The following is a 13,628-nucleotide window of genomic DNA, read 5'->3' as shown; positions in this document are numbered from 1 at the left end:
CGCACAGAGGTAGTTTTTTAGCCTTTATTGCCGGCTTGTGCTACTCCTCTCCTCCCCCCGCTTCTGCCAACCGGTTAATTCCTGGATATCCACCACACGCTTCGGAAATGCAGATGACTCCTTTGCTGTATCTTTCGTTTTTTGAGAAGTCAAAAGCACAACTTTTGCACAAAAGAACAATTGACCTGCTTCTAACCTACCAGTTTCTGTGACAGAAAAGGAAGAACTTCTCATGATAAAATCTTTCGACTTCCTCACAATTAATTTATAGAATATTTAGATAATAACTTTAGGAGGAACGTTATGAAACGGTTACGATCTAAAAGTATGATTGTTTTTTTATGTGTTGTTTTACTGGGTTCCACCTTTACGACCCAGTTTCCTGCGTCAGCACAACAGGCGGCCCCGCAGCATTCCATTGAGGAAGAACATTTCCATCATGGAAAACCAAGCTCTCTACCTGCACAGGTATCTGCTCCTGCATGGTCGAAGGCATGGGACAGAGCAGGAAAACCAAACAGAACTATCCGTGAAGGACATCCCTCCCAGGTTAATATGAACGGGGATTATTTAGAAAACATTGATGAGGTTGTTCTTAGGGGAATTGAGGAAAACAAATACCCGGGTGCTGTTGCTATGGTAGTAAAAGACGGCCGTATCGTGAAACACGAAGCATATGGAAAAGCGTCCGTTTATAAAAACGAAACAGAAGTTTTACCAGAAGAGGAACAGTTGGCGATGGAAAAAGATACGATCTTTGACCTCGCGTCTTTAACGAAGATCGTCACATCCATTGCAACGATGCAGCTGGCAGAAGAGGGCCACATCTGCCTGGATGATTCACTCGCAGCATACATACCTGAATTCGGTATCCTCGGTAAAGAGGAGATTACAATTAAACAGTTATTAACTCATACATCCGGTCTTGCAGCGTCTCACCCTCTTGACAACTACGACACAGAGGAAGAAATGCTTGAAGCTTTGTATACATTAGAGCTTCAATACGAGCCTGGAAAAACCATGGTATACAGTGATTTGAGTATGATTCTGCTGGGGCTTCTAGTCGAAGAGGTATCCGGGGAGTCATTGGATCATTATATTTACAATCACATCACCAGCCCTCTCGGTATGGATGACACGATGTTTAACCCGTCAGAGGAGTATCTGCCGAGGATCGCACCAACGGAGCACTCTCCATGGTCAGGCAGAGAAATGGTATGGGGTACAGTGCATGACGAAAAAGCTTATGCCATGGATGGTATTGCAGGACATGCAGGCCTGTTCAGTACGGCTGAAGACTTTGCGATTTTATCACAAATGATCTTGAACGGCGGCAGGTACGGAAATGTCCGCATTCTGGAACCTGAAACGGTTTCTCTTATGCTCACAAACCACATGACAGATGAAACAGATTTAGGTCAGGGCCTGGGCTTTAATTTAAACCGTGGCTGGTTTATGGACGGACTCTCCTCTCCGGTGGCAGCCGGTCATACGGGTTTTACGGGCACGTCCTTTGTGGTTGATCCGGTCAATGACACAATTGTTATCTTTTTTACAAACAGGGTCCATCCGACACGGTACGGTCCTTCCATTAACCCTGAAAGGCAGGATGTAGTCCAACACGCAGCAAGAGCATTACCGGTTCGCCCTGCAGCCGGGCAGAAAGCCTGGTTCAGCGGAAATGGCAGGGACAAAAATCATACCCTTACCCTCCCTGTCACTCTTGAAGAAAACAGTGAACTTACATTTAAAACGTGGTTCGATATTGCAAATGATATTCCACGGGATTTTGGCTACCTTGAAATTTCAATGGATGAAGGAGAATCATGGGAACTTCTTGAAGGCGAACTTTATGCACGGCACACGACAAATGAGCACGACGGTGTTTTCACTGGTTCCACAGGCTGGCAATGGGTGGATGCAGCCTATGACTTAGGAGATTACGAGGGCGATGCACTCGTCCGTTTTCATTATGAAACAGATGCCTCTGCAAACGGCCGCGGCTGGTACATTGACCGGGTCAGTGTAAAAGGAGATAACGGATATGTGTTCAAAGATGGTCCTAACCCCGATCCAGAGAGCTGGCAGGCAGAAGGCTGGGAGTTAAGCGGGGATTAATTCTGATGCTCCGTGATTATATGTCTTACCTTGGTAAGTGGATTATTGGAAGGCAGGACTGTGGATCTGGCTGAGGAAGAATAAGCAGAGAGTGTGTTGGCGGGGATCCCCGGTTCATTTTGTGGACCGGGGGTTTTTGTTGAGTTTAGAGAAAGCTTTATATCTACTTTTTTTGGATGGACCTCGCCTCCCCCGTTAATGTGCGGGTCGAAACCGCGAATCGCGTCCACCAATCCGTTAATGGCAGGATTTCCGCTTCCTTTTTATCTATGAAGCTCTCTTTCTGACTCCAAGCCACGTTGAGGATCCAATTGCGAGGCCCATAACCACTCCAAACAATGTGCTGTCAAAAATCGGTGTGAAAAAAATGATCCCGATCGTAATCCCGATTGCCATCCAACCTAGGTAAAGGAACGTTTCCTTGTAATCAATGGTCATTTGTCTCCACCTCCCTGGTGATAAATGTTGTCCTAAACATCTTAAGCAATTTCGAATTTGATTCTTTTAAGCTCTTCGTTTAAAAACCAGAACTCCAGCGTTGCTCCCCGTTCTTTATCCGGATAGCCGACGATGTGGAATGACTGCTCTTCTCTTATGTAATGCCGGTCTCCATAGGCGCTGATCACGTCCTCAAGGGAGCTCCCCGTGCGAATCAATTCGTTCGTTGCCCATCTCCCCGTTCCCGACGGTCACCCTCCAGACAACGTCATCTTTCACTGACAGGTAATCAATGGGGTTTATAAAGTACGTCCCGGGATTCAGACTGTCCTCTTTCAGCTTCAGGCGGCTTTCCACTTCGTACAGATCTGCCCTCCCGGCTACATAAATGTTGTACAGGTTCTCCCCGGACAAATCATAGTGCGCTGCTTTTTTAAAGGAGCGGTCTTCCTTTACCTGCTGCATGAAAATAGTGGAGGGGATAAATAACAGGAAAACGATGAATATGGTTATGAAAAAAATGATGTTTCGATTCTTCAATTCAGCCTCACACATCCTTATTGTTTTTCACTCTGAAGTAATACATCCACGAACGCAAAATCATGCTAAAAAAGGTGAGTATAATGAAAGGGTATACCGTGACATTGAACCGTTCGAGGCCGGTTAGTGAAAAATATCCGTTTTCCAGCACATCAGGCAGCATAAACCCAAAGAAATTGAGGCTGAAAATCACAACGACCGGTGAAACAAGGAGGGAGTTTAATGTGGCCATCCTCTTAGCGGCGTGCTGCTTTAATTCAGTGACGTTATTCACTCCCGGGTTCTCCTCATGCCCGGAATCACCTTTTCTCCAGATGGTCCATTGCTGCCAGGAAGTACCTGTGGCAGCGGCCTGCTTCCACCCGGCATTCCGGTAGGCAAGATAGAGATGAATGTCCCCTTTTCCTTCATTAACCACACTGAATGTGCAGAGCACCGGATCTGCTTCTTCAAAATAAAACGTGAGGCCCCGTTTCGAAACCTCAACCAGATTATACCCTTCAGCTGCTTGTTTCTCGAGCCACTTCTCAAGCCTGTCAGGTGCATACATCCATCCGAATTTATACCGTTTGATTGAGGTTGTTATGTCATCCATCCTCCTCTCCCCTTCTATAAATCTGTTTCCAGCTGGATATCCCGTACTTCCCGCAGATAGATCTCTTCGTTTGTTTCTTTGGCAGGAACACATCCCATTGACCGGTAAAAATGCTGGGTTTCCACTGCAGGATGGGCTCCGATATAAAGCTTTTCGGCACCGGATGCTCTTGCTTCTTCCTTTGCTTTGTGGAACAGTTGTCTGCCGATGCCCTGCCCTCTTTTTCTTCTGTCAGAATGAAGGTAGGAGAGTTCCTGATAGACTGCGGTTTTGCCGAAAAGGCCTGGCTCCAGAACGGCGAAACCTGCAATGTGAGGACCGTCTTCAGCTGTGATTACTGTTCCCCCGGATTCAATAGTCTTATAGAAGTGGTCTGTGATCGTGCGCTTTTCCTCCGGAGACCATGCGTCTTCAAAGTAATCGGTCTTTTCTTGCCATTCTCCTTTCTCATACGTCAGTACCCGGGATGTGTGCTGGGTGCGGTCAAATGAATCGAGCATGGTCAAGGTGAGGTCATTTAAGGATAAAACACGTATTTTTATCATCGGCGGCCTCCTTTCTACAGGAACCAAAGTCCTGTTTTTCAGCGGTAGGAAGGAAGAAGTCTTCTTCCCGGTGAATAAACAAAAATCAATATGAAAACAAGGGTGATGGTATGGACGTGGAATTGATTTTATGCGGAATGATTGTGTTGGGTTTTATCATGATGGCGGCTGCATTTTTCACGAAGGAAAAAGACATGGATGAGCTGTCTTTTTTCGGGGCAGCTGATTTATTTGCCTGGATTTATCAACTATTCTTTAATGCTTCAGACATTTTTGCAAAGCGGTTTCTGATTTTTTCCCTCGGTCTGGTATGGTCGGGGGTGTTTATTGCTGTGCTCGTTTTAGGTCTTTACTGAGTTTTTGCCAGCTCTTTTGTGAGGGCATTGATGGCGCTCCTCACCTCTTTCACTTGTTCCTCGCCGTTCATGTTGTTTCTCGCATGAAGGAGCACCGGTCTCACGGACTCAACCGAGCGGCCGAACGCGTACATCCACTCATAGCGGGGTACCATCCACGTGTGAAAGAGTCGTGTCTTCGTTGTAAAAATAATAGACGTGCTCAATCCCCAATACTTTCGCTGTGCTTTTCGAATCGTGGCCATGAGGTTGATGTACTCGTACCGCTCCTCTTCTGTGAGTTCATCCAGGCACGTGATATGACGCTTCAGGCGAGAATGACCAGCCCTTTGACCGGATACGCCACGTCCTGGTGGGCATGAAAGTGCCCGGTCTACAATCGTGCCTCCGTCCGGCTCAATCAGGCCTGTAGTGATGGCGCAGCTCAGGCACGTCATTTCTACTTGTTCGCCGTTTGACAGGGTCACTTGCTTCATTTCTGCCTCCTAAAATTGCACACTGATTCTGTTAAAGCGGTGAACGCCGGTTCCGAATTCAATCAGATTGTGTTCCTTCAGATACGATACGAGTCCTCTGACATCTTCCAGAATGTCCGGGTCGAGACCGAGGGAATTGTGGCCTCCGTAAATCCTTTTCACACCATTGAGATTCGTCATTCTCTCAAGGGACCGGATCAGGTCTTCGGGACTTGTGCTCGGAAAAAAAGCATAGACCGGTGTTTCGTCATAGATGAGGTCGCCGGAAAACAGAAAGCCGTTTTTCACGTCAAAGACCGCAATATGCCCCGGGGAATGACCGGGCGTATGATAAATCGTGAGTTCTCTGTCTCCAAGGTTGATTGTATCCCCATCTTTCAGCGTCCCGGCAGGCTTTCCCTGATAGGGCGTGTACATTTCAGGATTAAAGGAAGCGGGAACCGGCAGCGTAATATCCCGGGCAACGTCTTTTCTGATCTGATCGATAGGAAGTCCCTTTATGCCGTTTACAAGCCAGTCCTCTTCCTGTTCATGAACGAAAATGTCCCCGTACTCGCCGTGACTGCCGATGTGATCCCAGTGAACGTGGGTGGTGAGCACCATGACCGGCAGTGATGTGAGCTGATCGGTGATTTTTTTCATGTTATCAATGCCAAGCCCGGTATCGATGAGAGCCGCCTTGTCTTTTCCGAGTAAAAGATACGAGTGGACTTTTTCCCAATGGCCGTATTCGCTGATGCCAAAGGTCGCGTGATCGAGTTGTGTGACCGTAAACCAGTTGTCCTCTATGAAGCTCACTCTGCTCCCCCCTCTAATATTCTCGTATAGCAGACAAACGTCAGTTTCTGCCCGTTAAGTTCGACCGTTTCCTTGTTCGTTTCCACTTCCCTGAAGCCGTTTTTCTCCAGCACTTTCCGGGAGGCCGTGTTGTCCTTGGTTGTTTTTGCGTGGAGTTCGGTTATGTGTTTTTCTTTCAGGTTCCCGATTAATAATTTGAGGGCATCCTTCGCCACACCTTTCCCCGTATGGCTCTCGCCGATCCGATAGCCGAGATGGCCCCGGCCCTCTTCTATATCCGTCACATTGATCCGCCCCAGAATCGTGCCGGTGCTGTCTTTGATTAAATAATAAAGGGCCTGTCCCATGGCCTGTTCCCGGAGCCGTGTTTCGAGCCGGCTTCTAAACGTGTCGCTGTGGTAGAAGCTGTTGCCCCGGCTTGGGACGGACTGCTCAAAATAGGCTCTGTTTTCAAGCTCAAATTGAAGCAATGGTCCGGCGTCTTTTTGGTTAAGCGGTTCAAGATGGATTGGCATGGTGATCATCCGTTCTTTTATAAACTTTTTGTGGTTGATTTCCGCTATTTGCGTTCGCTTCTATCAACCTCTTTTTTAAAACACTTTTAAAACAACAGCTTTATTTCATATCCGGATAAAGCCAAGGTATCACCGGCGGGATCCCTGCTTCGGGCAGGAGGTAGGCAAATATGAACCATGCCCCCATGAGGATACCGAGTGCCGTTACCCAGCCTGACATGACGGGACGGTTGCCTGAAAAAGCGCCGATCGTTCCGAGAATGGTTGTGAGAATTGCTGTTACCATCATTGAAATGCCAAATTGATAGGCTGTGAGAGCTGTTCTTTCGATGAGAAACAGAAAATCGACAGCCATGGTGAAAAAAATATAGGTTATTTGAATGATGAGTCCGATAAGAGCTGCGTGCTTCAAGATGGTGTCACGTCCTTTATGCTTATGTATGACTGCCTTAAGAAGCCCCCGTTTCTCCGGTTCCTCCGTCAATAATCTTTCGCGTCTTTCAGCTCATCGATGATTTCGGTGAGGCGGGTTCTTACTACGAGCTGGGCTTTTCGGGGCTGATCGTCCAGGTGTTTGAGATCTTCTGTCTGTTCCTCCCACGAAAGCTTTGTTTCCCGTTCCAGCGCTGAGACTTCTCTTTCAACCCAGTCGGGGTTTGTGTGGTAGAGGCGGAGCGCAGGCTCTTCGTCTGCCAGCTCCCCGGGAACCGTATACGTGAGCTCCCCAAGCCACGCCTGAAAGTCCTTGTCCCCGAGGACGGTTCGTTTCTCTTCCAGTACCTCTTCAATCAGACGGGCCGCCTTCGGATCGAACCCCTTTTCGTCCATTTTTCCCGTAACGGTCTTGATCGTGAGCCTGTTGAGCTGTTTGGCTTCAGCCCGTTTGCCCGACACGTAAAAGTACAGCATCACGCCTGTGGCGAGAAGGACAATCACCGCGCTCCGGTCGATCTCGCCGTGGTTGATCCAACCGGTGACGAGGGTGAGGCCGCCGTAGCCGAGAAGGATGGCGGTGAGGATGATGATGAATTTTGATAGTGTGGTCATTGCTTCTCTTTCATCTCATCGAGCTTTTTTGTGATTTCGTCCAGCTGGCGCTTGTTTCTCACGGTGTGCCTAATGAACCAGACGACCAGTGCCGCCATTCCGACGAGAATGCCGAGGCCGGCGACCTGATAGAGAAAGTCTGTGATTGAAAACATTTGTCATTCCCCCGTACATGAAATTTTTGATAATTCTATTTTAACATATAATACCATCGCGACACCGCCTTACATTTTCCCCGGGGGGCGTGTAGGATTGCTCCTAACTTTGCGGAAAGGATTTAGGTATTTAATCCTACCGGTTCGTATATCCATGTTCATATACGAGAAGGCACTGAAAAATTCGATCTTTACCTTTTTCCAGTGCCTTCATACTAACGTTGGAGGCTTTATGATGGAAATGGTGAAAAAGGGATGGGAAAACGTGTGGGTGTGGCGGGTTGCGGCGGCTGTTTTTCTTGTGTTGTTTTTCGTGAGTCTGGCGTCGTGTAATGGGGCGAGGTCTGAAGCGGGTGTTGCCCGGACGGTGATCGGAGAGCTGGATAAGGAGCGGGACCGAGTGTCGGAGCAGTTTGAGGATGCCCGTGACAGGGCTGATGCTCTCGAAGCGGAGAATGAGGAACTTGCCGGTGCCGTTGGGGAACTGGAAGCGACGGTTGCGGAGCTGGAGTCGTTTATTGAAGAGAACAACGTGGAAGCTGCGGTTGCTGAGCGGGATGATGCGGAGAAAAAGCGGAAGGCCGCTGAGAGCAGGGCCGAAAACCTCGAAGGCGATCTGGCAGAAGCAGAAGGGAATCTTGAGAAGAAAGATAAGGAGATTTCAGGGCTGAAGGCTCAGCTTGAGGAAAAGGAAGAGGAGATTATTGCGCTGAAAAATCCGCCGCCGCCAAAAACAGAGAAGCTCGGAGCCGGAAAATGGACGGCTGGCGAGCATATCGCCCCCGGCCGGTACACGGTTAGAGCTGAGAGCGGATCTGGTAATTTTATCGTCTATGACAGCGCGGGCTGGCTTGAGGTCAACGAGATTCTCGGTGGTGAGTGGGGCGTGGACGATGTGACGTTTACGCTTGCTGATGGGGATGAAATCGAGATCATGGGGATTACGGTGATTTTTGAGGAAGCGGATTAACCAAACGACTAAAAGTGCCCGAATGCGAGCAATCGTCCGGGCATTTTGTATGGGTTGGGGCGGGGTTTTGCAGGACACTTTTTTTGATTATCACCTGGTTCTCACCTATTTCATTTTCCCTGCTTATTGCATTGCTTGCGGTCTCCAACGCCAAATTATTATAGAAAGTGTAATTATTCAATCCTTTTATCGTTTAAAAAAGCTGTTAAGACCAAAGTCTCAACAGCTCTCCAATCACTTTTTCCCGTTGCCGTTCCCTGTTTTCTGCAAGACCTTTAATCCCGTTTCCATATCAGACGCCAAGATATAGTTTCTGTGTACAAATACGCCCCAAATATTGGACTTTTCAGGTACATAAGCTCCGATTTCTTCAGGATTAGATGGGCTGGTAATGTCGACAATTCTCACTCCGTCAAAGTAGTGAGACAAATAAAGCGTATTTCCCAGCACTTTAGGGTCGTGAACGGTGAATCCCGGGTATCCTGTAGTCATGTTTTCTGCATTATCCGTTTGGAACGTGCTGATTAATTCAGGATTCGCTTTATCTTTAATATCATAGATACGAACATAGCCAAACCCTTGCTCGTAGCCGTGGCGGACCGGGTTAAAGACTTCACGTGTTTCGATTAACACATTGCCGCCCTTTGCAAGAGCCGCAGAGTGGGCTGCCCCTTGAACCTGCTCTTCATAAGAAGTACGTCCTACAAATTCTGCTTCTTCCGGGTTACTGATGTCAAGAATGACCGTGCCCATGTCCCAAGCGGATAAATACGCATATTTTCCTGTAGTATCTGCAATCACGCTGTGAACGCTGATGGATCGTGTTTGATTATGTTCATCTACAAAGCGGTAAGTCTGATCGACTTCTGGAATCACCGTTTTTGGATCGAATTGATAGATTTCCTGAGGTTCAGCCGGATTACTCACATCAACAATCACAAAGTCATGAATCTCCCCGCCTGAACGCCTGTACGATCCCGAGTTAGCCGCAAGAAGCAGCGCCCGGTTTCCTTGAGTAGTTAAATAAAGCTCGTGAGTCCCGCCGCCATTAAGATGAGCTTCAGGTGTTTCCCAGAACCCTAACTCTATCGGGTTAACAGGGTCTGTTACGTCATAAATAACAGTCCCCACCTTTTCTGCATCACCATTAAATCGCTGTACACTGACAACAGCCAAGTCTCCCTTAAAGTGAGGTGTATTGACAGACTTTACAATGATTTTTTCCTGCCATGTACCCGGGAGATTATCTGCGAATTTCGCCACCTCTACAGGATTGGAAGGATCTTTCATGTCGAACACTCTTATTCCTTCATTGGAGCCCGATCCGAGGCGGTGGGTTCCCATGTAGGCATAACCTTTATAAGCGTATACGTCAGCCCCTGTAACGGGGAGTCCGCTTTCTGAAGCGTTTAACGATACAGCCGCTGTTTCCTTTAAAAATGACACGTTTTTACTGCCTTCCATCACAGGAATTTCATTCATTCCTTCATCACCGTACCGGTAACTGCTCCCAGCATCGTATTCATAATCTCCTTTTCCCCAGCCATCAATATCACACGCTAAAGCAGGTGTTGCAAACATTAATGTAGCCAAACTCGTAATAGCCCCGACCTTCAATTTCTGTTTCATTTCTTCCCCTCCGTTATATGTAGGTTTTAAATACCAACAATTAACTAAATATTAAGATAATTACATCGTATTTAGCAACACTAAATACCATCTTTTTCAATAAATAGGTAAATAGTGTATGATTCCACCATCATTAAACAAAATTTTACTGTGGTTTAAGGAGGAATAAGGTCTGCAGTAGCAGGTTAATAGTCATAGAAATATAAAGAAATACCTCTTACACATCACATATGGATAATATTTCAATTTGTTCAGACATGCTCATTAAGCAGGGGAGTGATTGTAGAGTGATGAGGGAGCATTTAGGTTAAACTCAAACCTAACTTGTATCTCTTTTTCAAGCTGCCTTTCAAAACGAATACCGTAAAGGTATCCAACAAACATAATTTTAAAAAGCATCACAGAATCAATGGGAGGGCGGCCGTTGTCCTCTCTATAATATGGATTTACTTTGTCATAGATAATGGAAAAGTCAATCGTGGCATCAGTCTTACGGAGTAAGTGATCTTCAGGGACGAGCTGATTAATGGAAACCATCTCTAATTCAACTTGTTTCTCTCGAATAGGACGTAACATGTCATCCTCCGAAAATAAAATTTTATCCTTATTTATAAGAGTAGACAGGAGCGGGAGACGGCGACTCCAGCGGGAAAAGCAACAGCTGCGAGTTGCTTCGACGCATGTACATCAAAGAAAATAGCAGAGGAAGAAGCAGAAGGCGACTTCAGGAGGCTGAGGCGTTGCCCGCGGAAAGCGTCCGTCTGTAGCGAATGCAAGATCTCTTTTTTTAGGGAGTACATATGCTTGTGTTTTACCAGCCCCTGAAGAACCAACAATAAATAACTACATAATTAAAGCCGATAAAAAATAAATAAAACCGATAACTTTTTTCTAACTACGATAATGACCCAATTAAATCCGATGAACATAGCTAAATCTCGTATTCTTTTTCTGTATCCTTTGGCATGACCCAGTCGGCGATGATGTAGACGATTACGCCGGGCATGATTGATGTGAGGAGAGTGGCGATGGCAAATACAAGCCGGACAATTGTCGGGTCCCAGTTGTAATACTCAGCGATCCCCGCAAGGACGCCGCTCGCTTTCACGTCAGTGGTGGATTTGTAGAACTTTCGGTTGCTCATGGTTTCACCTCCAGTTGTGTGATGCAATCAATCTGCTGCTTTTCTTTCATAAACCTCGAGGGATAAAGCTCTTCTGCTTCCACGACAATCGCCGTCAATCATTTTACCGACCGGGTTTCGTGCCATTCACCACGCTCCCAGCAGACGGCGTCGCCGCTCGTCACTTCAACCCACTCGTTTTCTTTTCCCATGACCGTTCCTTTACCGGAAACGATGAGTAGAAGCTGGGGTACGGCAGCTTCATGGGCTCCGATGACGCCTTCTGCCCCCAGATGTATACAGCCGATGCGGGTTTCCGTGTCTATGACAGCGATCCGGAACATAATGAAGTCCGATTTAAACCGGGTCACCTGCGTTCCTGTTTCTTTTGTGAATGTATAAATGACCATCTCTCCACCTCCGAATCTCTGTGTTCATTCTAACAAATATTCCATTTTTATCCTACGCAAATTATAATAAAGGAAAACAGTGGGGGGATGCCGGGTGGACTTTTATATGATTGCGTTCGTTTTCTTCATCTTTTTCGCCATCAGTTCCGTGTTGAATGTGCTTTTAAATAAGAACATGACGAAGAGGCATTGGGGATTTTCGGTTGTTGTATGTGCCGGTTTTACCCTGATTACCGTTGCCGTTTTGGGGATGTAGACTGAGCGCAGGGAGATGTTTTGAAGGGACCTCTCCAACCCGTTAATGGAGAGGGGAAACCGTTAATCAGACTTACAAAGCCGTGAATAGGGTTATACGATCCACAAAAAGAACCGGAGCGGGTGCGTCCGGTTCTTTTCTATAGAAATATGTGCGGTTATTCCGGGGAAAAGGTGCGTTTCCCGAGCTCGCTTTCAAGCATGTAGAAAGCATTGCTGTCATTTTCGATACGCTTGAGCTTTTGAATGATCGAGTCGAACGTGGCCTCTTCCTCCACCTGCTCTTCGATAAACCAGTTTAAAAATGTCATGGTGGCGTGTTCCCTCTCATCCAGGGCGCGGTCAGCCAACTTGTAGATGCGGGCGGTCACGTCTTTTTCGTGCTGCAATGATTTTTCAAAGGCATCCAATACAGAAGAAAAGTCACGGTTTGGCTTTGGCAGTTCGTCCACTACCGCCCGGGCTCCCATATCTATTATGAAATTGTAGAATTTCATGGCATGATACCGCTCCTCTTCCGCCTGCGCCAAAAAGAAATTTGCAAACCCGTCGAGACTTTCGTTCGAGCAGTACGCTGCCGTTGCCAGATAGATGTGGGCGGAGTAAAATTCGTAATTCATCTGCTCGTTCAGTTCTTTGACCAATTCTTTGCTTACCATAGTAATCATCCTTTCCCGAAGGAGTACTCAAAGATTCATGTAGTCATACTATACCCTTTCCTACTTCAATATAACTTTCAAGTTTCCTTTATTTTGTTTTATCGAAAGTAACACTTGCGACGGCGTCATGGAGATGTATGGACTCTTCATTCCGGCATTCCACTGTAAATTTGATGATGCCTTCTTCCTCATACAGGTCAGCTGCCACAAGGCGTACCATATCTTCTACAAATCGCGGATTTTCATATGCTCTTTCTGTGACCGCCTTTTCATCAGGTCGTTTTAACACAGGGTATAGGAGAGAGCTTGCGTTCGTTTCCGCAGCTGTCAGAAAAATCTCCTTCCAATCTCTGCTTAATTGCTGAAGGTCCAGGTGTGCCTCTATCGTTACATACCCCCTTTGATTATGGGCGCTGTACTCGCTTATCTCTTTTGAGCATGGGCAAAGGGTCGTAACCGCCGCCTTTAGTCCTCCCCTGACAGAAATCCCTTTCTCTTCATGGTAGGACACAGTCAAATGGGCATCCGCATGCATCATGCCAGGTTTTTTAAGCACGGGACTTTCCCTTGTAAAAAACCACGGAAAACTGACTTCCACTATGGCAGCCTCCTGTTCCATACGATCGGCCAGCTCTTTTGCAAGAGCGGATAATTGTTCAAGCGTCAACCGGAGTCCGTCCTTTTCCTGGTATTCATGAAGAACCTCTGTCAGCCTGCTCATATTGATTCCTTTCTTATCCTGACGAAGAGACGTAGTCAAAGAAAAGGTTCCCACCGTTGCCTGCTCATATGGTGCACGATTACTTATGACCACCACAGGATGCTTCACACTTGCAACACCAACCGCGTCCAAAGAAAACAAAAAATCTTCATCTTTATTCTGCAAATCAGCCATCTCTTCTTTACCCGTTGGTTTTACGCCTTTTACCGGCGGAACAGAACCGAACAGAACGTGCCTTTCCGGTTTTGTCAGCCATGTATTGGTTATTGTCATCCTTG

Annotated in this window: 19 protein-coding genes and 2 pseudogenes; 4 read left to right on the top strand and 17 right to left on the bottom strand. The window is 46.9% G+C overall.

Annotation, left to right across the window (positions count from 1 at the left end):
• Positions 1 to 303 precede the first annotated feature (303 nt).
• Positions 304 to 2,118, top strand: coding sequence for a serine hydrolase domain-containing protein (locus EBO34_RS17650; protein ID WP_122901030.1), 1,815 nt, complete (start codon positions 304 to 306; stop codon positions 2,116 to 2,118).
• A 267-nt stretch (positions 2,119 to 2,385) separates the two neighbouring features.
• Here EBO34_RS17650 and EBO34_RS20815 read toward each other — a convergent pair whose 3' ends face one another.
• Genes EBO34_RS20815 through EBO34_RS17635 form a run of 5 tightly spaced genes read right to left on the bottom strand, consistent with a single transcriptional unit; the run spans position 2,386 to position 4,236 of the window.
• Positions 2,386 to 2,556 carry a hypothetical protein gene (locus EBO34_RS20815; RefSeq protein WP_183163942.1) on the bottom strand — a complete coding sequence of 57 codons (171 nt, stop codon included), beginning with the start codon at positions 2,554 to 2,556 and terminating at the stop codon, positions 2,386 to 2,388.
• 41 nt (positions 2,557 to 2,597) lie between these two features.
• A complete protein-coding gene (locus tag EBO34_RS20810) occupies positions 2,598 to 2,744 on the bottom strand; it encodes a hypothetical protein (protein WP_183163941.1) in 147 nt (48 codons plus the stop codon).
• A gap of 4 nt (positions 2,745 to 2,748) precedes the next feature.
• Positions 2,749 to 3,096, bottom strand: coding sequence for a hypothetical protein (locus EBO34_RS17645; protein WP_142996810.1), 348 nt, complete (start codon positions 3,094 to 3,096; stop codon positions 2,749 to 2,751).
• Between the two features lie 7 nt (positions 3,097 to 3,103).
• On the bottom strand, positions 3,104 to 3,691 hold the full coding sequence (locus EBO34_RS17640; RefSeq protein ID WP_183163940.1) for a DUF2812 domain-containing protein: 588 nt from the start codon (positions 3,689 to 3,691) through the stop codon (positions 3,104 to 3,106).
• 14 nt (positions 3,692 to 3,705) lie between these two features.
• Positions 3,706 to 4,236 carry a GNAT family N-acetyltransferase gene (locus EBO34_RS17635; RefSeq protein ID WP_122901024.1) on the bottom strand — a complete coding sequence of 177 codons (531 nt, stop codon included), beginning with the start codon at positions 4,234 to 4,236 and terminating at the stop codon, positions 3,706 to 3,708.
• A gap of 110 nt (positions 4,237 to 4,346) precedes the next feature.
• Here EBO34_RS17635 and EBO34_RS17630 point away from each other — a divergent pair, with 110 nt between their 5' ends.
• On the top strand, positions 4,347 to 4,592 hold the full coding sequence (locus tag EBO34_RS17630) for a hypothetical protein (protein ID WP_122901022.1): 246 nt from the start codon (positions 4,347 to 4,349) through the stop codon (positions 4,590 to 4,592).
• Here EBO34_RS17630 and EBO34_RS17625 read toward each other — a convergent pair.
• The 6 genes and pseudogenes from EBO34_RS17625 to EBO34_RS20805 form a co-directional block, all read right to left on the bottom strand.
• A pseudogene (locus EBO34_RS17625) lies at positions 4,586 to 5,068 on the bottom strand (HIT family protein). The gene EBO34_RS17630 and the pseudogene EBO34_RS17625 overlap by 7 nt on opposite strands.
• A gap of 9 nt (positions 5,069 to 5,077) precedes the next feature.
• Positions 5,078 to 5,857, bottom strand: a complete 780-nt coding sequence (locus EBO34_RS17620; RefSeq protein WP_429699528.1) for an MBL fold metallo-hydrolase — start codon at positions 5,855 to 5,857, stop codon at positions 5,078 to 5,080.
• A gap of 5 nt (positions 5,858 to 5,862) precedes the next feature.
• Positions 5,863 to 6,381, bottom strand: coding sequence for a GNAT family N-acetyltransferase (locus EBO34_RS17615; protein ID WP_122901018.1), 519 nt, complete (start codon positions 6,379 to 6,381; stop codon positions 5,863 to 5,865).
• Positions 6,382 to 6,481: 100 nt separating this feature from the next.
• The gene (locus EBO34_RS17610) at positions 6,482 to 6,865 is read right to left on the bottom strand and encodes a hypothetical protein (RefSeq protein WP_122901016.1); all 384 of its coding nucleotides are present in this window, start codon (positions 6,863 to 6,865) and stop codon (positions 6,482 to 6,484) included.
• Positions 6,862 to 7,428 (bottom strand): hypothetical protein, encoded by a 567-nt coding sequence (locus EBO34_RS17605; RefSeq protein WP_122901014.1) that lies wholly within the window; start codon positions 7,426 to 7,428, stop codon positions 6,862 to 6,864. The genes EBO34_RS17610 and EBO34_RS17605 overlap by 4 nt, the downstream gene beginning before the upstream one ends.
• Positions 7,425 to 7,583 carry a hypothetical protein gene (locus EBO34_RS20805; protein ID WP_183163939.1) on the bottom strand — a complete coding sequence of 53 codons (159 nt, stop codon included), beginning with the start codon at positions 7,581 to 7,583 and terminating at the stop codon, positions 7,425 to 7,427. Before EBO34_RS20805 ends, EBO34_RS17605 begins: the two co-directional genes overlap by 4 nt.
• Before the next feature lie 235 nt (positions 7,584 to 7,818).
• On the opposite strand from EBO34_RS20805, the gene EBO34_RS17600 reads away from it, so the two are divergent.
• Positions 7,819 to 8,553, top strand: a complete 735-nt coding sequence (locus EBO34_RS17600; protein ID WP_122901012.1) for a hypothetical protein — start codon at positions 7,819 to 7,821, stop codon at positions 8,551 to 8,553.
• A 234-nt stretch (positions 8,554 to 8,787) separates the two neighbouring features.
• On the opposite strand, the gene EBO34_RS17595 is transcribed toward EBO34_RS17600, so the two are convergent.
• The 4 genes and pseudogenes from EBO34_RS17595 to EBO34_RS17580 all read right to left on the bottom strand — a co-directional run bounded on the left by EBO34_RS17595 (position 8,788) and on the right by EBO34_RS17580 (position 11,715).
• Complete coding sequence (locus EBO34_RS17595) at positions 8,788 to 10,182, bottom strand: LVIVD repeat-containing protein (RefSeq protein WP_249414144.1); 1,395 nt, start codon at positions 10,180 to 10,182, stop codon at positions 8,788 to 8,790.
• Between the two features lie 273 nt (positions 10,183 to 10,455).
• Positions 10,456 to 10,758: pseudogene (locus EBO34_RS17590) on the bottom strand (transposase); the annotation flags it as partial.
• A gap of 355 nt (positions 10,759 to 11,113) precedes the next feature.
• Complete coding sequence (locus EBO34_RS17585; protein WP_122901010.1) at positions 11,114 to 11,326, bottom strand: PspC domain-containing protein; 213 nt, start codon at positions 11,324 to 11,326, stop codon at positions 11,114 to 11,116.
• Between the two features lie 98 nt (positions 11,327 to 11,424).
• Positions 11,425 to 11,715: a cupin domain-containing protein gene (locus EBO34_RS17580; RefSeq protein ID WP_122901008.1), complete on the bottom strand. Its 291-nt coding sequence runs from the start codon at positions 11,713 to 11,715 to the stop codon at positions 11,425 to 11,427.
• A 94-nt stretch (positions 11,716 to 11,809) separates the two neighbouring features.
• Between EBO34_RS17580 and EBO34_RS20800 the strand changes: the two genes are divergently transcribed.
• The gene (locus tag EBO34_RS20800) at positions 11,810 to 11,971 is read left to right on the top strand and encodes a hypothetical protein (protein WP_183163960.1); all 162 of its coding nucleotides are present in this window, start codon (positions 11,810 to 11,812) and stop codon (positions 11,969 to 11,971) included.
• Between the two features lie 157 nt (positions 11,972 to 12,128).
• Here the strand turns inward: EBO34_RS20800 and EBO34_RS17575 are convergent, their stop codons facing one another.
• A complete protein-coding gene (locus EBO34_RS17575) occupies positions 12,129 to 12,629 on the bottom strand; it encodes a ferritin (RefSeq protein WP_122901006.1) in 501 nt (166 codons plus the stop codon).
• A gap of 88 nt (positions 12,630 to 12,717) precedes the next feature.
• Positions 12,718 to 13,623: a GTP cyclohydrolase FolE2 gene (gene folE2 / locus EBO34_RS17570; protein WP_122901004.1), complete on the bottom strand. Its 906-nt coding sequence runs from the start codon at positions 13,621 to 13,623 to the stop codon at positions 12,718 to 12,720.
• Between the last annotated feature and the right edge of the window lie 5 nt (positions 13,624 to 13,628).

The organism is Alteribacter keqinensis (assembly GCF_003710255.1).
GTDB lineage: Bacteria > Bacillota > Bacilli > Bacillales > Salisediminibacteriaceae > Alteribacter > Alteribacter keqinensis.
This window is presented reverse-complemented; position numbering and strand designations above follow the sequence as displayed.